At 67.0% G+C, this 22,219-nt stretch carries 21 protein-coding genes; 13 read left to right on the plus strand and 8 right to left on the minus strand.

Translation table 11 applies throughout. The features are described 5' to 3' along the window. Positions 1-192 precede the first annotated feature (192 nt). Positions 193-1,674 carry an ATP-binding protein gene (locus RS899_RS09240; protein WP_315809691.1) on the minus strand — a complete coding sequence of 494 codons (1,482 nt, stop codon included), beginning with the start codon at positions 1,672-1,674 and terminating at the stop codon, positions 193-195. A gap of 372 nt (positions 1,675-2,046) precedes the next feature. On the opposite strand from RS899_RS09240, the gene RS899_RS09245 reads away from it, so the two are divergent. From RS899_RS09245 to RS899_RS09290, 10 genes are all read left to right on the plus strand, one after another. Further along, the gene (locus RS899_RS09245; RefSeq protein ID WP_054910151.1) at positions 2,047-3,198 is read left to right on the plus strand and encodes an acyl-CoA dehydrogenase family protein; all 1,152 of its coding nucleotides are present in this window, start codon (positions 2,047-2,049) and stop codon (positions 3,196-3,198) included. Between the two features lie 30 nt (positions 3,199-3,228). Then, a complete protein-coding gene (locus RS899_RS09250) occupies positions 3,229-3,600 on the plus strand; it encodes a hypothetical protein (RefSeq protein WP_017516776.1) in 372 nt (123 codons plus the stop codon). Positions 3,601-3,603: 3 nt separating this feature from the next. Continuing rightward, positions 3,604-4,104: a nuclear transport factor 2 family protein gene (locus RS899_RS09255; RefSeq protein ID WP_371914046.1), complete on the plus strand. Its 501-nt coding sequence runs from the start codon at positions 3,604-3,606 to the stop codon at positions 4,102-4,104. Beyond that, positions 4,101-5,252, plus strand: a complete 1,152-nt coding sequence (locus RS899_RS09260; RefSeq protein ID WP_315809692.1) for an amidase — start codon at positions 4,101-4,103, stop codon at positions 5,250-5,252. The genes RS899_RS09255 and RS899_RS09260 overlap by 4 nt, the downstream gene beginning before the upstream one ends. Before the next feature lie 10 nt (positions 5,253-5,262). Further along, the gene (locus tag RS899_RS09265; RefSeq protein ID WP_054910153.1) at positions 5,263-6,546 is read left to right on the plus strand and encodes an aromatic ring-hydroxylating oxygenase subunit alpha; all 1,284 of its coding nucleotides are present in this window, start codon (positions 5,263-5,265) and stop codon (positions 6,544-6,546) included. Further along, a complete protein-coding gene (locus RS899_RS09270; RefSeq protein WP_315809693.1) occupies positions 6,543-7,040 on the plus strand; it encodes an aromatic-ring-hydroxylating dioxygenase subunit beta in 498 nt (165 codons plus the stop codon). The genes RS899_RS09265 and RS899_RS09270 overlap by 4 nt, the downstream gene beginning before the upstream one ends. Before the next feature lie 10 nt (positions 7,041-7,050). Then, positions 7,051-7,791: an SDR family NAD(P)-dependent oxidoreductase gene (locus RS899_RS09275; RefSeq protein ID WP_315809694.1), complete on the plus strand. Its 741-nt coding sequence runs from the start codon at positions 7,051-7,053 to the stop codon at positions 7,789-7,791. A gap of 285 nt (positions 7,792-8,076) precedes the next feature. Further along, a complete protein-coding gene (locus RS899_RS09280) occupies positions 8,077-9,027 on the plus strand; it encodes a PDR/VanB family oxidoreductase (RefSeq protein ID WP_315809695.1) in 951 nt (316 codons plus the stop codon). Between the two features lie 301 nt (positions 9,028-9,328). Further along, positions 9,329-10,033 (plus strand): ferric reductase-like transmembrane domain-containing protein, encoded by a 705-nt coding sequence (locus tag RS899_RS09285; RefSeq protein ID WP_315809696.1) that lies wholly within the window; start codon positions 9,329-9,331, stop codon positions 10,031-10,033. Next, the gene (locus tag RS899_RS09290) at positions 10,030-10,389 is read left to right on the plus strand and encodes a cytochrome c3 family protein (protein WP_315809697.1); all 360 of its coding nucleotides are present in this window, start codon (positions 10,030-10,032) and stop codon (positions 10,387-10,389) included. The genes RS899_RS09285 and RS899_RS09290 overlap by 4 nt, the downstream gene beginning before the upstream one ends. A gap of 127 nt (positions 10,390-10,516) precedes the next feature. On the opposite strand, the gene RS899_RS09295 is transcribed toward RS899_RS09290, so the two are convergent. Both RS899_RS09295 and RS899_RS09300 read right to left on the minus strand, forming a co-directional pair. Further along, positions 10,517-11,305 (minus strand): carbon-nitrogen hydrolase family protein, encoded by a 789-nt coding sequence (locus tag RS899_RS09295; RefSeq protein WP_233298658.1) that lies wholly within the window; start codon positions 11,303-11,305, stop codon positions 10,517-10,519. Between the two features lie 88 nt (positions 11,306-11,393). Further along, positions 11,394-13,076, minus strand: coding sequence for a flavin monoamine oxidase family protein (locus RS899_RS09300; RefSeq protein WP_233298650.1), 1,683 nt, complete (start codon positions 13,074-13,076; stop codon positions 11,394-11,396). Positions 13,077-13,155: 79 nt separating this feature from the next. Between RS899_RS09300 and RS899_RS09305 the strand changes: the two genes are divergently transcribed. Together RS899_RS09305 and RS899_RS09310 are read left to right on the plus strand one after the other, a co-directional pair. Next, complete coding sequence (locus tag RS899_RS09305; protein WP_256204873.1) at positions 13,156-13,281, plus strand: hypothetical protein; 126 nt, start codon at positions 13,156-13,158, stop codon at positions 13,279-13,281. Positions 13,282-13,298: 17 nt separating this feature from the next. Then, the gene (locus RS899_RS09310) at positions 13,299-13,727 is read left to right on the plus strand and encodes an Lrp/AsnC family transcriptional regulator (protein WP_037006486.1); all 429 of its coding nucleotides are present in this window, start codon (positions 13,299-13,301) and stop codon (positions 13,725-13,727) included. 182 nt (positions 13,728-13,909) lie between these two features. Here the strand turns inward: RS899_RS09310 and lysA are convergent, their stop codons facing one another. Further along, positions 13,910-15,154, minus strand: coding sequence for a diaminopimelate decarboxylase (gene lysA, locus RS899_RS09315; RefSeq protein ID WP_315809698.1), 1,245 nt, complete (start codon positions 15,152-15,154; stop codon positions 13,910-13,912). A 79-nt stretch (positions 15,155-15,233) separates the two neighbouring features. After that, on the minus strand, positions 15,234-16,169 hold the full coding sequence (locus tag RS899_RS09320; RefSeq protein WP_315809699.1) for a LysR family transcriptional regulator: 936 nt from the start codon (positions 16,167-16,169) through the stop codon (positions 15,234-15,236). A gap of 110 nt (positions 16,170-16,279) precedes the next feature. Here RS899_RS09320 and RS899_RS09325 point away from each other — a divergent pair, with 110 nt between their 5' ends. Further along, entirely contained in the window at positions 16,280-16,654 is a 375-nt protein-coding gene (locus RS899_RS09325) for a hypothetical protein (protein WP_315809700.1), read from the plus strand. Positions 16,655-16,887: 233 nt separating this feature from the next. On the opposite strand, the gene RS899_RS09330 is transcribed toward RS899_RS09325, so the two are convergent. From RS899_RS09330 to RS899_RS09340, 3 genes are all read right to left on the minus strand, one after another. Beyond that, a complete protein-coding gene (locus RS899_RS09330) occupies positions 16,888-17,646 on the minus strand; it encodes a hypothetical protein (RefSeq protein ID WP_315809701.1) in 759 nt (252 codons plus the stop codon). A 67-nt stretch (positions 17,647-17,713) separates the two neighbouring features. Next, positions 17,714-20,806, minus strand: a complete 3,093-nt coding sequence (locus RS899_RS09335) for an error-prone DNA polymerase (RefSeq protein WP_315809702.1) — start codon at positions 20,804-20,806, stop codon at positions 17,714-17,716. Further along, a complete protein-coding gene (locus RS899_RS09340; protein WP_315809703.1) occupies positions 20,803-22,212 on the minus strand; it encodes a DNA polymerase Y family protein in 1,410 nt (469 codons plus the stop codon). Before RS899_RS09340 ends, RS899_RS09335 begins: the two co-directional genes overlap by 4 nt. Positions 22,213-22,219 lie beyond the last annotated feature (7 nt).

A 22,219-nucleotide genomic window follows, 5' to 3' on the forward strand; every position in this document is an offset into this window, starting at 1 on the left:
TTTGTAGGAGCGAGCTTGCTCGCGAACCCCTCAGTTTCGTAGGGCGCATAACGCGCCAGCGTTATCCGCCGGCAATGGCGGATAACCTGTTCCAGGTTATGCGCCCTACGGTGGCGGCCTTACCGGCGAGTCTCGGATGTAGGACGCGTATCGCTGCGCTCCACCCATCCTACGAAAAGCGTCGTGCTGTGTTTACGGTCGGTCCGCCAACGGCAACCCGAAACAGAACATCGCCCCGCACGGCTCGACATTCTCCGCCCAGATATCCCCGCGATGCCGCGAGACGATGCTTTGGCACAGCGCCAGGCCAATGCCATTGCCGCTCACCTTGGAGGTGAAGAAGCCATCGAACAGCCGCTCCTTGGCCCCGGCATCGATGCCACGGCCCTGGTCGAGCACGCACAGCCGCGCGCTGTCGCCCTCGCGAGAGGTGCGGATGCGCAGCAGGCGGCGCTCCTCGGGTAGGTTGAGCATCTCCTCGATGGCGTTGAAGGCGAGGTTGAGGATCACCTGGCCGACCAGCACCTTCTCGCAGCTCACCCAGAGCGGCTCGTCGCAGCGCTCCAGTTCCACGCGCACGTTGCTCGGCTGCGCCTTGAGGCTGATGAAGTAGAGCGTTTCGCCGAGCAGTTCGTTGAGGTCGATGCGCTGTTCGGCCTGCTCCAGTTTCACCACGTATTCGCGCACGCTCTTGATGATCAGCGAGGCGTGCTCGATCTGCCGCACGGCGCTGTCCAGGCCCCAGGCGGCGGAAGCTTCGGCCTTCTGTTCGCGGTCCAGGCGGATCAGCGCGCCCTCGATGAAGTTGCGCGTGGCCGCCAGCGGCTGGCTGAGTTCGTGGGCGATGGCCAGGGCCATCTCGCCCATGGCGTTGTAGCGCGCCAGGTACTCCAGCTTCTGGTCGCTCTGGCGCTGCGCCTGGGCGGCGCGGACCTGTTCGGTGACGTCGCGGAACAGCAGCAGGTGGCCGACCAGGTCGTCCTCGATCTCGATGTAGCGGCAGGTCGCGTGGTGCCAGCGCCATTCGCCGTCCAGGCGCTGCAACTGGTAGCTGACGGAGTACGGCTCGCGGCTTGGCGGCTGCATCGCCAGGTGGTGTTCCAGGCGCGGGCGCGTGGCGCTGTCGCAGCGGCCGAGGAAGTTGTGCGCCATCCAGTCGTCCTGGCTGCCGCCCAGCAGGGGCAGGGCGGATTCGCTGAGGAAGCGCAGGTTGCCGTCAGCGTCGAGCACCGCCACGCCTTCGGCGAGGTCCTGCATGAAGGCCTTCAGGCGGCTCTCGAAACGCTGCAGGTCGCGCTCGACCTGTTTCTCCCTGGAGATATCGCGGAACTGCACCATCAGCACGTCGCGCTCCTGCAGGCGCACGCGGGTGGCGACGGCCTCGGAGAGGATTTCCACGCCCTGTTTGGAGCGGTAGCACCACTCGATGGTGCGCTGGCCGGTGCGCGCCGCGCCTTCCAGCCAGCGCAGGCCGACCGAGCGGCGGTACTGCGGGGCCTTGGCGGTCATGTCCGGCGCCTTCAGTGGCACCAGCTCTTCCAGCGTGAAACCAAGCACGGCCAGTGCGGCGTTGTTGGCCCAGAGGATTTCCTTGGTCTGCGCATCGTGAAGGATCACGCACAGCGGCATGGCCTGGAGCAGGGCGAGGAAGTCGTCGGGCTTGGGCTGGAACATCGAAGCTCGCTCTCGATTGCAGGGACGGGTAAGCAGTGGCGCCTTTATACCGCGCAGCGTAGCGCGAAGGGACTGCGGAGTAACCCGGCGCCGACTAGGGGATTCCTTTAGACGCGGGGCTGCACGCCCCAATAGTTGGGCGGGCAGGGCGGTTCATACACTGGCCCCAACGACGACCGGCCCGCATCGAACGGGCCGATGGCCTACACGACCTGTTCCAGGTCTCGCCGAGCGCAGTTCAGGCAAGGCGGAGGCGCGCGAGGAAGCGCAGTTTGCATTTGCAAATGAGCATTCCGAGTGCGCCTCCAACGCAGCCTGAGCAAGCGCAGGCAGACCGGGAGCAGGTCGATAAGAACAAACGGAGATAATGCCATGCTGCGTGCCGCCCTCGCCGAACCGCTCGATGCGGACGGCCGTGCCCTCGAATTCCAGCGCGTGCTCGATGAAGTGCGCCAGCGCCGCGATGAGTTCGACACCCGCTCCCACGTTCCCCGCGACATGATCGAACGCTTCCGCGATGTCGGCATCTACCGCGCCGCAACTCCGCGCTGCTTCGGCGGCGACGCACTGCCGCCTGCGCAGTTCCTGAAACTGGTCGAGCGTATCGCCGAAGCCGACGGCTCCGCCGGCTGGGTGGCCAGCTTTGGCAGCGCCAGCACCTACCTCACCGCGCTGCCGCGCCACACCCTCGCCGAACTCTATGCCGACGGCCCGGACCTGGTGTTCGCCGGCGGCCTGTTCCCGATCCAGCCGGCCACCCAGGTCGAAGGCGGCTGGCGCGTCAGCGGCACCTGGAAATTCGCCAGCGGCTGCAAGGGCGCCGACGTGCTCGGCGTCGGCATTGGCATCGGTGGCCCAGGCGGCAAGCCGCGCACTGCGCTGCTGCGCGCCAGGGACGTGGAGATCGTCGAGAACTGGAACGTGGTTGGCCTCAAGGGCACCGGCAGTCACGACCTGAAGCTGGACAACGCCTTCGTTGCGGACGACTGGACGTTCATTCGCGGCGGCGAATCGAACATCGATGAACCGCTGTACCGCTACCCGACCATCGCCTACGCCGCCCAGGTATTGGCCGTGGTCAACCTCGGCCTGGCCCGCGCGGCGCTGGACGAGATCACCCGCATGGCGTCCTCCAGTGGCGTGACCGGCGCGCCCAAGCTTGGCGACCGCGCCTATGTACGCATCGAGATCGGCAAGGCCGAGGCTGAGCTGCAGGCCGCGCGCGGCTTCTTCTACGACGCCACCGAGACCGTCTGGGACTCCATCCTTGCCGGCAACGCCGTCAGCCCCGAGCAGGTCAGCCAGCTGCGCCTGGCCGCCGTGCACGTGTCCCGCGCCGGCGCCGACGTGGTACGCCGCGCCTACAGCCTGGCCGGCACCACGGCGATCTACCTGAACCACCCGCTGCAGCGCTACCTGCGCGACGCCATGGTGGTGACCCAGCACGCCTTCCTGAGCGATGGCATGTACGACGGCGCCGGTGCGGTGCTGCTCGATGTGCCGCCGTTCCCCGGATACATCTGATTCAAACCCATAAGAACAAGGACTCGAAGCATGACCCGTCCGACCACCGAACCCTTGCGCGTACTGTTCTGCATCGGCATCGCCCAGCCGTTCTTCGACCTGCCCACCGGTGAAGGCATCACCGTGTGGAAAGGCTTCTCGCAAATGATGAGCGACCTCGGCGCGCTGCCGGGCATGAACGTGCTCGGCGTGCTGGATGACGACCGCCTGATGGTCGGCCCGTCCACCACCTCGCCCTGGACCGTCTACATCATGGCCGACGTGGATTGCCACCAGACCGTGATCGACGCCTGCAACCTGTTCCGCACCACGCCGGTGGGCGAGTACAGCCTGTGGAAGTACGCCAAGGTCGAGGCGCGCATCGGCCGCCCGCTGACCATTCCCGAAGCCGCGCGGACCTGAGCCATGAGCAGCCTGAGCATGGCCGAGCTGAACCGCCGCCTGGAGGTCCTCGAAGGGGAAAGCCAGGTGCGCCGGTTGATGGCCCGCTACATGGACCTCTGCGACGTACCGCGCGCGCCGGTGGCGATCACCGAGCTGGCCGAGCTGTTCAGCGAGGACGCAGTGTGGGAAGGCATCGGCGCAACTACGGCGCAGACCTTCGGCCATCACCAGGGCCGCGAGGCGATCGCTGCGTTCGTCTTCGGCTACCTGCCGCCGTCGCCGCACTTCGCGCTGAACCTGCATTTCCTTACCAGCGAGTCGATCCGCGTCGACGGCCGCACCGCGCGCGGGCAATGGATCATGCAGCAGCTCTCGACCTATGCCGAGGGCCACACCGAGCTGTTCGGCACGCGGCTGGACATCGATTTCCGCGAGATCGACGGGCGCTGGCAGATCAGCCATTTCCGCACGCAGCGCCTCTCGCAACGCGCGCTGGGTGGCGCAGGGGAGGGCCGTCCATGAGCACTTTCGTCAGCGAATTCATTCTCGGCGGCGACGGCAAGCGCGTCGCGGTCAAGGACAGCATCGACATCGCCGGCTACCCGACCTGTTGCGGCACTCGCGCGCTGGCCGACGCCGCGCCGGCCACGCGCAACGCGTTCGTGGTCGACGCCGTGCTGAACGCCGGCTGGCAGATCGTCGGCAAGACCAATCTTCACGAACTGGCCTTCGGCGTCACCGGCATCAATGACTGGACCGGCACGCCGATCAACCCGATGGCGCCGGACCGCGTACCCGGCGGTTCCTCCAGCGGCTCCGCGTCCGCCGTGGCGGCGGGCCTGGCGGATATCGCGCTGGGCACCGACACCGGTGGTTCGGTGCGCGTGCCGGCGGCCTGCTGCGGTATCGCCGGGTTGAAGCCGACCTTCGGTCGCGTCAGCCGCGACGGCGTGCACCCGGCGCAGAGCAGCCTGGATTGCGTTGGCCCGTTTGCCGCCAACATGGCCGACCTGATCGCCGCCATGCAGGTCATCTGCCCTGGCTTCGGCAACGTGCAAATGCCCGGTGACGGCGCCCGTGTGGCCTTCCTCGAAGTGCCGTCCGCGCCACACATCCAGGCCTGCCTGGGTGCCGCCGCGGACCGCGCCGGCTGGCGCCGCAGCCACCTGTTCCTCGGCGAGTTCGAGGCGGCGTTCCAGGCCGGGCTGGTGGTGATCAATCATGAGAACTGGGCCGCCTATGCGGCGCTGACCGGCAAGGGCCTGATCGGCGCCGATGTCGAGCAGCGCCTGCTGCTGGCCAGCCGCACCACCGACGCCGAGCGCGCCGAGGCGGAGAAAGTGCGCGAGCACTTCACCCGCGCCATCGACGCCGCGCTGGAGGACTTTGAAGTGCTCTTGCTGCCGACCATGCCCGACCTGCCGCCGCTGCTCAGCGATGCGCGCAACGGCAAATCGGTGGCCGGCATGACGCCCCTGGTGCGGCCTTTCAACCTCAGCGGACACCCGGCGCTGACCGTGCCGGTGGACCTGGATTGCGGCGGGCTGAAAGTCGGCCTGCAGATCGTCGGCCGCAAGGGCGACGACGAACGCGTATGCGCCTTCGGTGCGCAACTCGAACACAGCCTGGCCGCCACGCGGCCTGCGCAAAAACATAAGAAATCGGCATGAGGAGATGGGCATGAGCGCTCACGAATACCGGCTGATCGCCCGGTCGCGCAGCGTCGAAGAGCTGGTCGGTGACGACCGCGTCGATGTCTCGCTGTACAACGACCCGCAGCTGTTCGAAGCGGAGATGGACAAGATCTTCTACCGCACCTGGGTGTGGGTCGCCCACGAAAGCGAAGTGCGTAACGCCGGTGACTTCAAAACCACCAGCGTCGGTCGCCGCCCGGTGATCGTGGTGCGCGACAAGAAGGGCAACATCAACGTCCTGGAAAACCGCTGCCGCCACCGTGGTGCCACCGTTTGCGAGAAGCACAAGGGCAACGCCACCGGATTCACCTGCCCGTACCACAGCTGGTCCTACGCGCTGGACGGCAAGCTGCGTGCGCTGCCGTACCCGGATGGCTACGAGGACATCCTCGACAAGTCCGAGCTGCCGCTGACCAGCCTGCGCGTGGAAAGCTACGCCGGCATGGTGTTCGCCACCTACAACGACGACATCGAGCCGCTGGAAGACTTCCTCGGCGGGGCGAAGCACTGGATGGACCTGTTCATGAAGCAGGGCGCCGGCTACCCGATCAAGACCCAGGGCGAACACAAGTTCACCTTCCGCGGCAACTGGAAGATCCAGCTGGAAAACACCACCGACGGCTACCACTTCCCCATCGTGCACAAGTCGTTCATGTCCTCGGTGGATGAAGAGACCGAAGAGATGCTCTCGTTCATGAGCGACGAGCAGGCGGTGACTCACGCCCTGGGCAACGGCCACAGCGTGATGGTGATGGTCCCCGAGCACGTCGACCTCGACCACGACGACGGCACCGAGCAACTGCAGGAGCGCTTCGCCCACGTCACCGAGGAACTGTCGAAAACCATGGAGCCTGCCCAGGTGCGCCGCATCGTCCGCTCGCTGCATGGCGCCGGCTTCAACCTCAACCTGTTCCCCAACGTGGCCATGTCCATGTCGTTCTTCCGCGTGCTGCGGCCGATCTCCGTCACCGAGACCGAGATTCGCCACGTCGCCCTGGGCATGGACGGCGGCCCGGAAATCGCCAACCGCGAACGCATGCGCATCCACGAGCACTTCCAGGGCCCGTTCGGCTTTGGCAGCCCGGACGACGCCGAGGCCTGGGACCGCGTGCAGCGTGGCTCCTACGCCGGCGTCGACGCGCCGATCCTGGTCAACCGCGGTCTGAACCGCGAAGTGGTCGCCGAGAACGGCGACAAGGTCTCCCACGCCACCGACGAAGGCGGCATGCGCGAGGCGTACCAGATGTGGAAAAGGATGATGAGCCAATGAGCAACGACACCCTGAACGGCTTCTCCGGCCCGCTGGCCAAGGCCATCGAATTCGTCTGGCGCGAGGCCGAGTTGCTCGACCGCAAGGACTACGCACAGTGGTCGCAGCTGTGGAGCGAGGACGGCATCTACGTGGTGCCGATTGACGCCGAGGGCGACGACTTCGCCGCCAGCCTGAACTACGTCTTCGACGACGCGCGCATGCGCGCCCTGCGCATCGAACGCCTCACCGGCGGCCATTCGCCGTCGGCGGTGGACGCGGCGAAGACCGTGCGCACCGTCTCGCGTTTCACCCTGGTGGAAGCGGCGGGCGATGTGGTCGAGGTGAACTCGGCGCAGGTGCTCTACGCCTACAAGCGTGGCGTGGCGACGCCGTTCATTGCCGACCTGAACCACCGTATTCGCTTCACCGACGGGCAAGCCCGCCTGGAGCGCAAGGTGATCCGCCTGATCAACGCCGAAGACACGCTCAACGCGCTCGGCTTCCTGCTCTGAGGGCCGCACCATGCAACGAGTTGCCCTGGTAACTGGCGCCGCACGCGGGCTCGGCGAAGTCATCGCGCGCCGCCTGCACGCCGCCGGCCTGCGCGTGGCGCTGGCCGACCTCAACGAGGACGCGGTGCAGCGCCTGGCCGATGAACTCGACCCGGAGGGCCGCACGGCCCTCGGGTTGAAGCTGGATGCGCGGGAGAAAGCCGATTTCGAACGCGCTCGCGATGTGATTGCCGAGCGCTGGGGCGGCACCGACATCCTGGTGAACAATGCCGGGATGTCCAAGGTTGCCGGGCTGATGGACATCAGCCCGGAGGATTTCGACGCCTCCATGGCGGTGAACCTGCGCGGCACTTTCGTCGCCTGCCAGGTATTCGGCACGCACTTCGCGGCACGCGGTTTCGGTCGCATCGTCAACATTGCCTCGCTGGCCGGGCAGAACGGCGGCACCGCCACCGGCGGCCACTACGCCGCAGCCAAGGGCGGCGTGGCGACCCTGACCAAGGTGTTCGCCCGCGAACTCTCGGCGCAGGGCGTCACCGTCAACGCGATCTCGCCGGGGCCGCTGGACTTGCCGGTGGTCTACGAGAGCGTGGCGCCCGAGCGCCTGGAACAGATCCTCAAGACCATCCCCGCCGGCCGCCTGGGCGACCCGACCTTCATCGCCGACAGCGTGCTGCTGCTGTGTGCGGAGAACGCCGGATCGGTGACCGGGGCGTGCTGGGATATCAATGGTGGGTTGTTCATGCGTTGAGGTTTGAACCATGGGGACATGGGTGTCTGAAAGCCCCTCTCCCCAGCCCTCTCCCTGAAGGGAGAGGGAGCTGTCCGTACCGGCTGACGCTGTGGATTCACCCTGCGCCGACCGGTTCCCTCTCCCTTCAGGGAGAGGGTTAGGGAGAGGGCGAAGCCGTCCGCTCCGATATTTCAGAAGTGAGCCCGGCACGCTCCCTTACCCAATCGAAAACCCGTCCGCTCGTAACAAAGAGGCCGGGAAAGGGGCCACAGAGCCCGCACCCAACGCCTTGCAGGTAACGCCATGATGAAGGTCAGAATCGAAAGGATCGTCGAGGAAGCGCAGGACATCCGTTCCCTGCGTCTCGTACGTTGTGATGGCCAGCCGTTCGACGCCTACGAGCCGGGCGCTCACGTCGACGTCACCGGGCCGACCGGGGTGACGCGCCAGTATTCGCTGTGCAGCCCGCCGGACGACCGCACCGCCTACCTGGTGGCGGTGAAGAAGGAGGGCGCGTCCCGTGGCGGCTCCAGTGCCCTGCACGACGTGCAGGAAGGCGCGGAGCTGGACATCGGCGCGCCGCGCAACCTGTTCCGCCTGGCAGCGGAAGCCCGCGAGCACGTGCTGTTTGCTGCGGGCATCGGTGTCACACCGCTGCTGAGCATGGCCTACCGCCTGAACGCCAAGGGCGAGCCTTATCGCCTGCATTACTTCGCCCGGTCCGCCGAGCACGCGGCCTTTGTCGAGCTGCTGGCCAGCGAGGCGTTCGCCGGCAAGGTCGAGTTGCATTACGGCGTCGAACCCGCTGACCTCGACAGCGTGCTGGGCGAGTGCCTTGCGCGTGCGCCGCAGCACGCCCACGTCTACACCTGCGGCCCGGCGCCATTCATGAACAAGGTGGTGGAGATCGCCGCGCGCAGCCGCCCGGAAGATGCCATCCACCTCGAACACTTCCAGGCCGACCTGGCCGCCAACGCGGCGCCGGCGGGTTCCTTCGAAGTGGAACTGGCCAGCTCCGGCGTGGTGCTCCATGTGCCGGCGGACTCGACGCTGGTGGACGTGCTGCAGGCCCACGGCTGCGACATCGACACGGAGTGCCGCGAGGGCATCTGCGGCACCTGCATCGTCGAGGTGCTGGACGGCGAGCCGGAGCACCGCGACAACTGCCTGTCGAACAAGGAGAAGGCCTCCAACAAGCAGATCTGCGCCTGCGTTTCGCGGGCCCGGTCGGCGCGGTTGGTGCTGGACCTGTAACGCAGATCGCTCTGCGTAGGATGGCGTGGAGCGAAGCGATACCCATCAATCTGCGCGCCAGCAGCATGGGTATCGCTGCGCTCCACCCCATCCTACGGACATGGACCATGTAGGAGCGAGCTTGCTCGCGAACCCGCTTGATGCCGGCGTCGCAGGGGTACTTCGCTCGCGAGCAGGCTCGCTCCTGCAACATCAGATCGGCGGGTGATGGCAGCGCTGGCAATTCGTCTGGCAGACAGCGACACTCGCGCGCCGCCGGCAATTGCTAGCCTCCGGCGATAGTCCCCGTTCGGAGTCCCCCATGCCTACGCTGATCGCGCGCCTGGCGCTCGGCTGCCTGCTGCCGGTCGCCATCCTGCTCGGCCTCGGCGCCATGCCGGGGCTCGGCTATGCCTGGGATTTCGCCAATGCCGCCGGGCTGCTCGGCGCCTGCCTGCTGGGGCTGCTTTTCGTCATCGGGGGGCGCCCGCAGCCGCGCCCGCTCTATGAGGGCAAGTTCTTCCTGCGCCTGCACCGCGACCTGGGCTTCGCCGCCGTTGCGCTGCTGCTGGTGCATATCGGCGTGCTGCTGGTCGATGAACCATTGCTGATCGAGGACCTGCTGCCATCCGCACCCGGCTACATGCTCGCCGGGCTGGCTTCGGCGGTGCTGATGCTGGTGCTCGCGATATCCAGCCTGAACCGCGTGCGCCCACGCTGGAGCAGCAGCGCCGCTTCGTTCCGCCGCTGGCATTACGGCGGCAGCCTGCTCGCCCTGTTGCTGATGGCCGTGCACGTGCTTGGCGCGGGTTACTACAGCGGTGGCATCTGGAAAGGTGCACTGCTGGTGACGCTGATGCTGGCGGCGGCCATCTGGCCGCGCTTGCCAAAACCTGGCAACGGTATCAGCGGGCGCAAGCGGAACACGGCGCAGCGCGCCACCTGGTTTGCGCTGGCGGCAAGCGGCGTGATCATCGGACTTTCGGCGCTCTACAGCCTGCTGGCGAACCTGGAGCTGCCGCTATGAGGCGAGTCTGGATCGGGCTTTCGCTTGTTTCGGTCGTGGCGCTGTCGGTGGGGGCGTGGTTCGCCCACGGGCATTGGCAACGCAGCCGGCCGCTGATGCCGCTGGCCTTCCCCCACGAGCCACACGCCTCGGTGAACTGCATCACCTGCCACCACGACTACAAGGACCAGTCGCCTTCGGTCTCCGGCAACCGCACCTGCATTCTCTGCCACAAGCAGAGCCCGGCGCTGGCGGTGCGCATCGAGGCGGATTTCCATCAGCTGTGCCAGAGCTGTCACCTCGAACGATTGCAGGCGTTTCACGCCAGCGGGCCGGTGCGTAGCTGCCAGGCGTGCCACCGCAGAGGGAACCTGTAGGAGCGAGCTTGCTCGCGAACCTGCCTGACGCCGAAGCCGCGGGCGAATCTGTTCGCGAGCAAGCTCGCTCCTACAAGGGAAGTTGCAGCACCGATGGAGAAAGCCCGGCGTGATGCCGGGCTTTTCGTCAGCTGCGATACAGCACTGGCCGCCGCAGGTGCACGTAGCTGTATCCCTCGCGCGCCAGGGCGATACGCTGCGGGTCCAGTTCGGCGACCAGCAGTTCCTCGCCGTGCTTGGCCTGGGTCATCACCTGGCCATCCGGGGCGACGATGCTGCTCAGCCCGCAGTACTCGATCTCGCCTTCGCTGCCGACGTAGTTGGCGTAGGCCAGGAATACCTGGTTCTCGAAGGCGCGAGTCGGTACCAGCACCTGGGCGACGAACTCGTAGGGGCGCATGTTCGCGGTGGGCACCAGCACCAGGTCGGCGCCGGCCAGGGCGAGGGTGCGGACGGCTTCGGGGAATTCCACGTCGAAGCAGATCAGCAGGCCGATCTTCCAGCCGTCCAGCTCGAAGATCGCCGGTGGCTCGTCGGAGGCGCTGAACTGGCTGCGGTCCAGATCGCCGTAGAGGTGGGTCTTGCGGTAGTTGGCGCGGCGTTCGCCCTGGCGGTCGATCAGCTGCACGCTGTTGTAGATGGCGCCGTTGGCGTCACGTTCGGGGTAGCCGTAGAGGATGCCGAGCTTGTGCTGGCGGGCGATCTCGGCGATGCGCAGGGCGGAGGGGCCGTCGCAGCTTTCCGCCAGTTCCGCGACACGTTTCGCGCCGATGTTGTAGCCGGACAGGAACATCTCCGGCAGCACCAGCAGGTCCGCGCCGTTCTGCACCGCCTGCCGCGCTGCCTGTTCCAGACGCTGCAGGTTGCCGGCGACGTCTTCGGGGCCGGGAGGGCACTGGTAGAGGGCGAGGTACATGAGGGGTCTCCTTGAAAAAAGCACGAGCGGGTCAGGCAGTTTGCACCCGATCCCACTCGTGCGCGAGGCGGTTTTCGTCAGCCGGGCTTCAGTCCGGCAGCGCCATCGGGCCCAGCTCGGCGAAGCGATCGCCAGGGCCGGGGTTCTCCGGATGAGTCGCGCCGCCGAAGTGCTTCATGATGCCCCACACGGCGTTCAGCGAGGTCTGCACCGCGCCTTCCACCCAGGCCGGGGTCCAGGACACATCGTCGCCGGCAATGAAGATGCCGCGCTGCTCGGCGGGCATGGCGTCCTGCATGAAGTGCGCGTACATGCGCTGGTTGTATCGGTAGTGGCCCGGCAGCGCGCCCTTGAAGGCGCCCAGGAAGTGCGGGTCGGCCTCCCAGGACACGGTGATCGGATTGCCGATGATGTGCCCGGCGATATCGACCTTCGGGTAGACCTTCTTCAGCGCGTCCAGGGCCAGCTGCACGCGCTTTTCCACCGGGTGCGGGAGCATCTTCATGGCGTCGCTCATCCACGAGTAGGACAGGCAGATCACCCCCGGCTTGTCGTCGCCGTTGTCGAACAGGTAGGTGCCGCGGGTCAGGCGGTCGGTGAGGGTCATACTCATCACGTCGCGGCCGGTCTGCGGGTCCTTGTCCTTCCAGAACGGCCGGTCGACCATCACGAAGGTCTTCGAGGATTGCATGTAGCGGGTGCGGTCCAGGGCCATCCACATCTTCTGCGAGAACAGCGCTTCCTCGCATTCGATCTGGGTGGTCAGCAGCCAGGTCTGGCAGGTCGCCAGGACGGCCGCGTAGTGGCGGGTATCGCCCCAGTAGTCGGTGACGGCGAAAGTGCCATCGGTGGCGCGGGCGATCTTCTTCACGCCCGGGCGCGGCGCGCCGTTGTGCAGCGAGGCCAGGGAGGTGCCGGCCGGCCAGTGCGCGCAGTTTTCCGGCACATGGCTCCAGATGCCGCGCGGCACCTGCTCGACGCCGCCCACGACCAGGTGCTGGTGGTCGTCGCAGTTGGTCATCACCACGCGGAAGATTTCCAGCATGGAGTTGGGGAAGTCCGAGTCCCAGCCGCCGGTGCCGAAGCCGACCTGGCCGAAGATTTCGCGGTGCTGGAAGGACAGCCGGGAGAAAGCCTTGGAGCTGGCGACGAAGTCGTAGAAGGTGCGGTCGTCCCACTTGGGCACCAGCTCGTCCCACAGGGCCTTGAGCTTGACCGTGTCGCGCTCGCGGATGGCGTCCTGGATCTCGGAGAAGCGCGCGCCGTCTTCCAGCGCGTCGGCCCAGGCCTGGGCGACTTCGCGGAAGATTTCCGGCAGGTCGTCGATCTTCTCCGCGTAGTGGCTGGTGCCCTCCAGGTCGACCACGGTGCTGCCCGACGCCGGGGTCAGCGGGTTGGGGAAGGGTCTGGTTTCCAGGCCCAGCTTGTCGACGTAGTGGTAGAAGGCGGTGCTGGACACCGGGAAGCGCATGCCGCCCAGCTCGGCGATGATTCCGTCGGCGCCTTCGAAGGTCTCCGAGCGCAGGCGACCGCCCATCTTCGAGGCTTCGTAGACGACGGGCTTCAGGCCCATTTTCATCAGCTCGTAGGCCGCCACCAGCCCGGAAATGCCGGCGCCGACGATGGCCACTTCCTGGCCGTGCTGCTCGGCGGGGATGCTGCCCAGGCCGGCGGGGTGCTCGATCCAGTCGTCGAAGGCAAAGGGGAAGTCCGGGCCGAAGATGGTCACCGGTTTCTTGCCGGGGGTGTGGGGATGGCGGTTCTTGTGCATTGGAATCTCCCGGTTATCGGTCTGCCGGTCTGTCTCGACCAGCTTGGCAAGGCATTGCGTGGCCCGCAGGAGCCAGTCGATGAGCGGCGCGCGGGCAAAGAAATGGCGAGCTGGTGGGCTCGCCTTGGCGATCACTATTGCAAAGCTTGTCGTTGAAATGAATCCGGCAATCTGCAAGATTGGCGAGAGCTTTCAGGCAGATTGATCAATCCAATGAGCAATATGACGAAAAACGCTGATGCGGCCTTGTTGAACCTGTTGCGCGCCAATGCCCGTGAGTCGATTTCCGAGCTGGCGCGCAAGCTGGGGGTGTCCCGTTCCACGGTGCAGAGCCGAATCGAGCGGCTGGAGCAGCAGGGGATCATCAGTGGCTATTCGATCAAGGTGTCGGACAGCTACGCCCAGTCGCTGGTGCGCGCCCACGTGCTGGTGACGGCGCTGCCCAAGCTGTCGCACCAGGTCGTGCAGGCGTTGGAGAAGATCATCGAGGTGAAGACACTGCACTCGGTGAGCGGCAACTTCGACATGATCGTGATCGTCGAGGCGCTGTCGATCCGCGACCTGGACGCCGTGCTGGACCGCATCGGCGCGCTGGACGGGGTGGAGCGGACGATGTCGTCGATCATTCTGTCGACGCGCATCGATCGGTGAGGGGGCTGTTGTCCTTGTAGGAGGACTTCGCCCGCTCCTCGCCGGCGGAGCCAGCGTGGAGCGGGTTCGCGAGCAAGCTCGCTCCTACGAAAAGCACTCCGAAACCGGGATGGAACTGTAGGAGCGAGCTTGCTCGCGAACCGCCCAGCGCCGATGGCCTCTGTAATGGGCCACGCCCGCAATCAGCCCAGTTCTTCTTCCAGCGCCAGCAGTTCTTCCACGCGCTGGCGGCGGCGGATCAGCTTCGCTTCGGCGCCTTCGAGCAGCACCTCGGCGATCAGCGGACGGCTGTTGTAGTTCGACGACATGGACGCGCCATACGCGCCGGTGTCCTCGATCAGCAGCAGGTCGCCGACCTGGGCGCGCGGCAGGGCGCGGGGGATGACCACGCCGCCGTCCCCCTGGGTGAACACGTCGCCGGACTCGCACAGCGGGCCGGCCACCACGGTGTCGATCACCTCGCGGCTGGCCACGTCGCCGGCCAGTACGCGGATGCCGTGGTAGCTGCCGTACATGGACGGGCGCATCAGCTCGTTGAAGCCGGCGTCCACCAGCACGAAGTGGTTGCGGCCGGCGTCCTTGGTGGCGCGCACTTCGCTGAGCAGGCAGCCGGACTGGGCGACCAGGTAGCGACCCGGCTCGATCTCCAGGTGCAGCGAGTGGCCGACCACGGCTTCGGCGGCCTTGCGCGCCTTGTCCCACAGCTGGAAATAGTGCGTGGTGTCCACTTCCGGGTCGCCGGCGCGGTAGGGGATGGACAGGCCGCCGCCGGCGGAGATGCCGGACAGGTCGTGGCCGGCGTCTTTCACCTGCTGTACCAGGCCGAGCATGGCTTCGCCGACCTGGGCCAGGTGACCGTAGTCGACGCCCGAGCCGATGTGCATGTGCAGGCCGACCAGGCGCAGGCCGCGTTCGCGGATCACGTCCAGGGCGGCGCGCAGGTCGCTGTGCCAGATGCCGTGCTTGGAGTGCTCGCCGCCGGTGTTGGTCTTGTTGCTGTGGCCGTGGCCGAAACCGGGGTTGATGCGCAGCCACACCGGATGGCCGGGAGCGACTTCGCCCAGCTGGCGGAGCATGTCGATGGAGCCGGCGTTCACCGGGATGCCGTGCTCGACCACGGTTTCCAGGGTGGCGCGGTCCAGCAGGTCGGCGGTGAAGACGATCTCGGATTCATCCTCGCGGCACGAGTAGCCAGCGGCCAGGGCGCGCAGCAGTTCGCCCTGGGAAACGGCGTCGACCTTCACGCCCTGTTCGCGCATCAGGCGCAGGATGTGCAGGTTGGAGCAGGCCTTCTGGGCGAAGCGGATGATGTCGAAGCTCTTCAGACGCTCGATCTGACTGCGGATGGTGGCGGCGTCGTAGATCCACAGCGGGGTGCCGAATTGCAGGGCGAGCTGTTCGGCGCGGGGCAGGGCGAGGAAAGTCATGAATGGGCTCCGAAGATAGATGGCGCTAGTCTACCGGGCCTTTGTCTGGCTGAATAATGCCGCTTGTTATTTGGTCAATTCATTTTTGATATAGGGTGCAGCCCACGCCGGCTTCGCGCAGGCGCTGTACCAGCACGCCAGCTTCTGCCTGAAGTGCCGCGACGAAGCGCTCGCGCAGTGGCGTAGCGGGGCGGTACAGCGGCTTCGCCACGCTTACCTGGAACGGCAGCGAGAACGCCAGTGGCCGCAACTGGATGCCCTGGCCCTGGAACATCAGCGCGGTGATCGGGTTGACCACGGCAAGGCCCAAACCAGCGCGGACCATGCTGCACACCGAGACGGCGCTGTGGGTTTCCACCTGCATCTGCCGCTGCACGCCGGCGCCGAGGAATACGGCATCGATCAGGTGCCGGTAACGGTCGCTGGTGGCGAGGCTGACGAAGGGCTGGCTGGCGAAATCCGCCGCCTCCAGGCGCTCGCGGGCCAGCAGCGGGTGGCCCTCCGGGAGAATGCACACCTCGTCCACCGCCAGCAGCGGCTGCAACTCGGTGCCGCGCGGGGCGTCGTCGTTCTCGATCAGGCCGATGTCGTGGTGCTGGGCGCTGAGGGCCTCTTCCAGATGCGGTGACTCCAGCGCCGCCACTTCCAGGCTGATGGCCGGGTTTTCCCGGCTGAAGCGCTTGCAGGCTTCCGGCAGCAGCGCCTGGGACAGCGCCGGCAGGCAACCGATGGAGAACTTGCCCTCGGCGAACTGCCCCAGGCTACCGGCGAAGGCGACGATACGGTCCAGCCCGGTGAAGGAACGCTCCACCTCCTCGAACAGCATCAACGCCCGCGCCGTCGGCGCCAGCCGCCCGCGCTCGCGCAGGAACAGCTCGAAGCCGACCAGTTGCTCGAGCCGAGCCAGCTCGCGGCTGACCGTGGGCTGGCTGGTATGCAGGAACGCCGCCGCACGGGTGACGCTGCCGGTAGTCATGACCGCGCGGAAGACTTCGATGTGGCGGAGGGTGATCATGCTCGGGGCCGGAGAAAGGAATGGCGGCAGCGTAAGGCGTCCGCGCGGTCTCGGCAAATCGGCCGGGGTTGTGTAGTGTCGGGCCGTCATGCAAAGGAGCGGCAAGGCTGATGGAAGGCGAACAATCCGTACCCGCTGAGCCCGGGCTCACACGTCTGGCGTTCTGGGTCCTGGTGGGCGCTGTGCTGGCCCTGGCAGTCGGCGCGGCGGGCATGGCGCTGGCGATGTACCTGGTGCTGGGCAGCGATATCGGGGCGCTGAGCGACTATGGTCGGCTCCACGCCATCTTCGTTCCCGCCGTTCTGTGCGGCGCATTGTTTGCACTGGGGCAGATATTCTGGCTGATGCTCCGCAGCCGTCGCGCCCGCGTGGTGCTGGTAGTGCTCTACACGCCTTTTGCGCTGCTCATCTGGGCGGGTTTCACCGGGCCGTACCTGTTCTCGCTGTCGGTGGCCGAGTTGGTCATCTACCTGCTGGGAGGGTGAGTCCTTTCGTACTCCGTGATTCCCCTGACCTGCTCGGCGCCCGGCGGGTTCGCGAGCAAGCTCGCTCCTACAGGTCCGACTTTGCGCCGTGCGCTCCTTGTAGGAGCGCGCTTGCTCGCGAACCGCACAACACGTCGAATTTTGCGGAAGCTCCGCAGGGTGACTCACGCCTCAAGCGTTACCCGCTGTAATGGCGGATCACCCGTTCCAGGTTATGCACCCTACGTTGCGAATCAGCCGCCGGCGCGTTCGCACCAGCCGAGGTTGGTCTTGGCGGCACGGACCTGTCGCAGGTAGCCATCGCAGTCCGCCGGGGGAAGGTAGCGATCGCCGCTGTCGCAGATGGTCGTGTTGTCCTCCTGGGGGCCGCTGTAGCGCTGGGCATCCTCGATCATCGACTCCAGCGTGCTGCGGCATGCCTTGCCCTGGCCGAGCTTGGCCTGGGTGAGGGCGAGGTCGTTGCGGATGCTGAGTTCTTCCAGCCAGAGCAAGGTGGCCTTGCAGTCGCTCAGGACCGGGTTGAGCACGCGCTCGGCGCCTGCATAGTCCTTGCTGTCGTAGAGCTTCTTGAAGCGGTCTCGCGTCTGCCGCAGCGCCTTGCTCCCACAGCCCTGGGCGGGTTTCAGATAGCTGCCGTCGAAGCCGGCCCGGGCTCCGCAGTAACTTCGGCAGTTTTCGTTCTGCTCGTTGCTGACTTCTATTGCGCTGTCCTGCAGCTTGAAGGTGATGTGGCAGGTGCCGTCCTGCCAGTCCTCGCGAAGGTCGGCTTCACCGTTGCGAATGCTGCCATCCAGCGTGCAGGAGTGACCGTTGGCGCCAAGGGAATCGAGGCTGAACTGCTGCTTGCCCTCTCTGGCCGGCTGGATCACCAGGGTGCCCCAACCGCCCTTGGCCAGATATTCCCCGGCGGGGAGCGTGGTGTCGGCGGCGTGGGCGGTGCAGCCCAGTGCAATGAAAAGGAGAAGGAGTGGCCGAAGTCCGTTCGAGTTCATGGGTTCCATCCAGGATTTGCGTGATGCCTTGAATGATACCGTCGCGAGCGGCCGGCAGCTCGCGCTTCTAATGGAAGTCCCGACTCCGCACATCCAGCCCTTCCAGCAATCCGCTCAAATCCGTCAGCCGCCCGGCGATCACATGGCGCACGCCGTCCTTGGCTTCCAGGGTGCCGTCCACCTGCATCAGGCGGGCGCTGAGGAAGGGGCGGCGCTGCTGTTCGGCAAGGTCGCGCCAGACGATCACGTTGATCATGCCGAACTCGTCTTCGAGGGTGACGAAGGTGACGCCGCTGGCCGTCCCCGGCCGTTGCCGACCGACCACCAGGCCGGCGACGCGCACCGGGCGATCAGCTTCGAGCTTGAGCAGGTCCCGCGAACTGCGGCAGCGGCGAGCCTTGAGGGCGCCGCGCAGCAGGGTCATGGGGTGCGGGCCGAGGGTGGTGCCCAGGGTCGCGTAGTCGATCAGCAGGTCTTCGCCGCGGCTGGGCAGCGGCAGGCTGACGGGCGCTTCCTCGGTGACCTGGCCGGCGAACAGCGGCAGTTGCGGCTCGACCCCGGCAATCGCCCAGCGCGCCTTGTGCCGGTGGCCAGCGAGGCCGCGCAGGGCGCCGGCGTCGGCCAGTTGCTCGCGGGCGCGGTTATCCAGGTGGGCGCGCAGGCAGAGGTCGGCGGCATCGGCGAAGGGGCGTTGCTCGCGGGCCTGGGCAATGGCATCGGCGACGTCTTCGCGCAGCCCGCGCACCATGCGCAGGCCGAGGCGAATCGCCGGCTGGCGTTCGGCGATGGGCTCCAGGGTGCAGTCCCAGTGGCTGTGGCGCACGTCCACCGGGCGGATCTGCAGGCCGTGGCGGCGAGCGTCCTGCAGCAACTGGTCGGGGCTGTAGAAACCCATCGGCCAGCTGTTGATCAGGGCGCAGGTGAAGGCCGCCGGCTCGTGGCATTTCAGCCAGCAACTGGCGTAGGTGAGCAGGGCGAAGCTGGCGGCGTGGGATTCGGGGAAGCCGTAGCTGCCGAAGCCCTTGATCTGCTCGAAGATGCGCGCGATGTACTCCTGCTCGTAGCCCTTGGCGGTCATGCGCTCGAACAGACGCTTGCGGTGCGGTTCCAGGCCGCCGTGGCGTTTCCAGGCGGCCATGGAGCGGCGCAGGTGGTCGGCTTCGCCGGGCGTGTATTGGGCGGCGATGATCGCCAGTTGCATCACCTGCTCCTGGAACAGCGGCACGCCGAGGGTGCGCTCGAATACTGGCTTGAGTTCCTCGGAGGGGTAGATGACCGGTTCTTCCTTGTTCCGCCGGCGCAGGTAGGGATGGACCATGTCGCCCTGGATCGGACCGGGACGGACGATGGCGACTTCGATCACCAGATCGTAGAAAGTCTCGGGCCGCAAGCGCGGCAGCATCGCCATCTGCGCGCGTGACTCGATCTGGAACACGCCCACGGTGTCGGCGCGGCTGATCATGGCGTAGGTTTCCTTGCACTCCTGCGGCAGCGTGGCGAGGGTCCAGTGTTTGCCGCGATAGTCGGCGATCAGGTTGAAGCAGCGGCGCAGGGCGCTGAGCATGCCGAGGGCGAGCACGTCGACCTTGAGCAGGCCGACGGCGTCGAGGTCGTCCTTGTCCCATTGGATCAGGGTGCGCTCGGGCATCGCGGCGTTCTCTACCGGTACCAGGGTTTCCAGCGGTTGCTGGGAGATCACGAAACCGCCGGGGTGCTGCGACAGGTGCCGGGGGAAACCGACCAGCTGGCCGGTCAGCGCCAGGACTCGCCGCAGGATCGGGCTCTCCGGATCGAAGCCGGTTTCGCGCAGGCGGTCGGGGTGCGGCGCTTCGCGGCTCCAGGCGCCGCAGCAGTCGGCCAGTGCGCCGACCTGGTCCGGCGGCAGCCCCAGCGCCTTGGCCACGTCGCGCACGGCGCCGGCGCCGCGGTAGGTGCTGGCCACGGCGGTGAGCGCAGCGCGCGTGCGGCCATAGCGGCGGAACACGTACTGGATAACTTCCTCGCGGCGGTCGTGCTCGAAGTCGACGTCAATGTCTGGCGGCTCGTTGCGTTCGCGGGAGATGAAGCGTTCGAACAGCAGGTGTACGTGTTCGCGGGTCGGGTCCAGCTCGGTGATGCCAAGGGCGAAGCAGACCACCGAGTTGGCCGCCGAGCCGCGTCCCTGACAGAGAATGCTCTGGCTGCGGGCAAAGGCGACGATGTCGTAGACCGTGAGGAAGTAGCTGTCGTACTCAAGCTCGGCGATCAGCGCGAGCTCATCCTCGACACGCTGGCGGACGGCGGCATCGGCGCCGTCTTTCCAGCGGCACAGGATGCCTTCCTCGGTCTTCTCCCGCAGCCAGGTGGTGGGCGTATGACCTTCTGGCACCAGCTCGCGCGGGTACTGATAATCCAGTTGACCGAGATTGAAGCTGCAGCGCTCGGCGATCTTCACCGTCTCCGCCAACAACTCGGCCGGATAGATCGCCGCCAGCGCTTCTTTCGGCCGCAGATGCCGCTCGCCATTGGGATAGAGGTACTGGCCGGCCTCGTGCACCGGCAGGTGCTGGCGGATGGCGGTCATGCAGTCCTGCAGGGCGCGGCGGCCGCGGATATGCATGTGCACGTCGCCGCAGGCCACGGCGGGGATGGCCAGGTGCACGGCCTGATCGCGCAGGCGATGCAGCTTGCCGGCGTCGTCAGGGCCCTTGTGCAGCTCGACGCCCAACCACAGGCGCTCGGGGAAGCGTTCGCGCAGCCACAGGCCGTCATCGTCCTGGTCGTCTCGCGGCAGCCAGATCGCCAGCAGGTGGTCGAGGTTGCCGTCGAAGTCCGCGCGCACCAGACGGTAGCTGCCTTTCTCGGCGCGACGCCGGGCGTGGGTGAGCAGGCGGCAGAGGTTTTCGTAGCCAGTGAGGTTCTCCGCCAGCAGCACCAGCTTCGGGCCCTGCTCGATGCTCAGTTCGCTGCCGGTGATCAGGGGAATCTCGGTTTCCTTCGACGCCTGCCAGGCGCGGACGATGCCGGCCAGGCTGCATTCGTCGGTGATCGCCAGGGCGCGGTAGCCCAGCTTCTTCGCCCGCTCGAACAGCTCGGCCGCGCTGGAGGCGCCGCGCTGGAAGCTGAAATTGGACAGGCAGTGCAGCTCGGCGTAGTCGGGGCCTTCATCCGGCGCGTTCATGCGAACCAGCCGTGCAGCAGCAACGGGCCGTCGTCGCCCACCGGGCGGAACACCCAGGCGCGCTGGCCGCTGCGGGTGCGCACCTGATAGTAGTCGCGGCGGATGTCCTCGCCGTCCCACCAGCCGGACTCGATGCGCTCCGGGCCGGCCAGCAGGGTCGGGGCGAATTCGCGCAGCGGTTGCGGTTCTGCCAGCAGCCAGCCGGGGCGCGGGACCTCGGTAGTGGGCAGGCGCGGCGTGGAGTTGCCTTGCCAGGCGCGCTCCGGGCGATGCTCGGCGAGGCCGCCGAGGCCGTGTACGGCGTCGTCGCCCAGGCGTGCGCGCAGGCGTTCGCGCAGCTGTTCCCAGGGTTGTGATTGCTGCGGGCGGTCGTCGAACAGCTCGCGGTGTTGCGGCACGAAGGGCGGCAAGTCGTCGGCGGTGAGCCGCACGCTGTGCACCGGGGCGCGCAGTTGCAGTTGTTCCAGGCGGCCCCGGCTCAGCTCGAAGAGCATCGTCGCCTCGCGCTCGGCGCTGAGCAGGCCCACCGGCATCTGTGTGTCCGGGCCGTCGTGGTGCTCCAGATGCAGGACGAAGCGCTGCACGCCGCTATCGCGCCCGGCGAGGAAGGCGCCCAGGTCGGCGGTCAGGCGGCGCAGCGGGAAGAGCAACGCCTGGGTGGATTCCACGTCGAAGTTCAGCTCGATGCGCGACTTGAAACTGTCCGGTGGCCGGTAGAACTCCAGGGCCAGCGGGCGCTGGCCGAGCAGGGTGTCGACCTGGCGCAGTACCTGCGGCGGGAAGCGCCGGGCCAGGCTCTCGCGCGGCAGGGCGAGCAGTTGCTGCAGGCTGCGCAGGCCCATGCGGCTCAGCGAGGTGACGACGTCGCGCTCCAGGCCGAGGCGTTCCAGCGGCATCCTGCCCAGGTACTGGCGCAGTTGCTGGTTGTCGTGGATCGCCACGCCATCGTGGCCATTGGCGAGGATGCGCGCGGCGGCCGGATTGGGCGCAGCGGTGATGCGGTGACGAAAACCCAGGGCGTTCAACTCCTCGCGCAGGCGCGCTTCGAAGCGTGGCCAGGGGCCGAACAGTTGCAGGCTGGACTGTACTTCCATCAGCAGCGCACGCGGGTAGTGCTGGCTGACCTGCGAGCTGAAACCGTAGCCCCAGGCGGCCAGCAGGTCCTGCCAGCGCTGCACTTCGCGCAGGTCGTACTCGGCGGTTTCGAAATCGCGGCTCAGGGCCTGGGCGGCGGTGAGCGACTGGCCGGGCTTGAGCCCCAGCGCCCGTGCCGCCGGGTTCACCGCTTGCAGCACGCGGCGTTGCGCTGGTCCGGTGAGCAGTGCCAGGGCGGCGCCCGGCTCGGGACGGCCACGGAGCGCGCCGTCCATCGCCAGTTGTGGCAGGAGAATGCAGGCCCAGAGCATGGCGGCC

The organism is Pseudomonas sp. C9-3 (genome assembly GCF_032392015.1).
Taxonomy (GTDB): Bacteria; Pseudomonadota; Gammaproteobacteria; order Pseudomonadales; family Pseudomonadaceae; genus Pseudomonas; species Pseudomonas nitroreducens.

What these genes read in the sequence shown, in the direction of transcription:
- RS899_RS09255 (WP_371914046.1), top strand. Translation starts at nt 3,604, where the DNA reads ATGAGCAGCCTGAGCATGGCCGAGCTGAACCGCCGCCTGGAGGTCCTC.
- RS899_RS09250 (WP_017516776.1), top strand. Translation starts at nt 3,229, where the DNA reads ATGACCCGTCCGACCACCGAACCCTTGCGCGTACTGTTCTGCATCGGC.
- RS899_RS09240 (WP_315809691.1), bottom strand. Translation starts at nt 1,674, where the DNA reads ATGTTCCAGCCCAAGCCCGACGACTTCCTCGCCCTGCTCCAGGCCATG.
- RS899_RS09295 (WP_233298658.1), bottom strand. Translation starts at nt 11,305, where the DNA reads ATGTACCTCGCCCTCTACCAGTGCCCTCCCGGCCCCGAAGACGTCGCC.
- RS899_RS09300 (WP_233298650.1), bottom strand. Translation starts at nt 13,076, where the DNA reads ATGCACAAGAACCGCCATCCCCACACCCCCGGCAAGAAACCGGTGACC.
- RS899_RS09245 (WP_054910151.1), top strand. Translation starts at nt 2,047, where the DNA reads ATGCTGCGTGCCGCCCTCGCCGAACCGCTCGATGCGGACGGCCGTGCC.
- RS899_RS09335 (WP_315809702.1), bottom strand. Translation starts at nt 20,806, where the DNA reads ATGAACGCGCCGGATGAAGGCCCCGACTACGCCGAGCTGCACTGCCTG.
- RS899_RS09280 (WP_315809695.1), top strand. Translation starts at nt 8,077, where the DNA reads ATGATGAAGGTCAGAATCGAAAGGATCGTCGAGGAAGCGCAGGACATC.
- RS899_RS09305 (WP_256204873.1), top strand. Translation starts at nt 13,156, where the DNA reads ATGAGCGGCGCGCGGGCAAAGAAATGGCGAGCTGGTGGGCTCGCCTTG.
- RS899_RS09310 (WP_037006486.1), top strand. Translation starts at nt 13,299, where the DNA reads ATGACGAAAAACGCTGATGCGGCCTTGTTGAACCTGTTGCGCGCCAAT.
- RS899_RS09325 (WP_315809700.1), top strand. Translation starts at nt 16,280, where the DNA reads ATGGAAGGCGAACAATCCGTACCCGCTGAGCCCGGGCTCACACGTCTG.
- RS899_RS09340 (WP_315809703.1), bottom strand. Translation starts at nt 22,212, where the DNA reads ATGCTCTGGGCCTGCATTCTCCTGCCACAACTGGCGATGGACGGCGCG.
- RS899_RS09270 (WP_315809693.1), top strand. Translation starts at nt 6,543, where the DNA reads ATGAGCAACGACACCCTGAACGGCTTCTCCGGCCCGCTGGCCAAGGCC.
- RS899_RS09320 (WP_315809699.1), bottom strand. Translation starts at nt 16,169, where the DNA reads ATGATCACCCTCCGCCACATCGAAGTCTTCCGCGCGGTCATGACTACC.
- lysA (WP_315809698.1), bottom strand. Translation starts at nt 15,154, where the DNA reads ATGACTTTCCTCGCCCTGCCCCGCGCCGAACAGCTCGCCCTGCAATTC.
- RS899_RS09290 (WP_315809697.1), top strand. Translation starts at nt 10,030, where the DNA reads ATGAGGCGAGTCTGGATCGGGCTTTCGCTTGTTTCGGTCGTGGCGCTG.
- RS899_RS09265 (WP_054910153.1), top strand. Translation starts at nt 5,263, where the DNA reads ATGAGCGCTCACGAATACCGGCTGATCGCCCGGTCGCGCAGCGTCGAA.
- RS899_RS09260 (WP_315809692.1), top strand. Translation starts at nt 4,101, where the DNA reads ATGAGCACTTTCGTCAGCGAATTCATTCTCGGCGGCGACGGCAAGCGC.
- RS899_RS09285 (WP_315809696.1), top strand. Translation starts at nt 9,329, where the DNA reads ATGCCTACGCTGATCGCGCGCCTGGCGCTCGGCTGCCTGCTGCCGGTC.
- RS899_RS09330 (WP_315809701.1), bottom strand. Translation starts at nt 17,646, where the DNA reads ATGAACTCGAACGGACTTCGGCCACTCCTTCTCCTTTTCATTGCACTG.
- RS899_RS09275 (WP_315809694.1), top strand. Translation starts at nt 7,051, where the DNA reads ATGCAACGAGTTGCCCTGGTAACTGGCGCCGCACGCGGGCTCGGCGAA.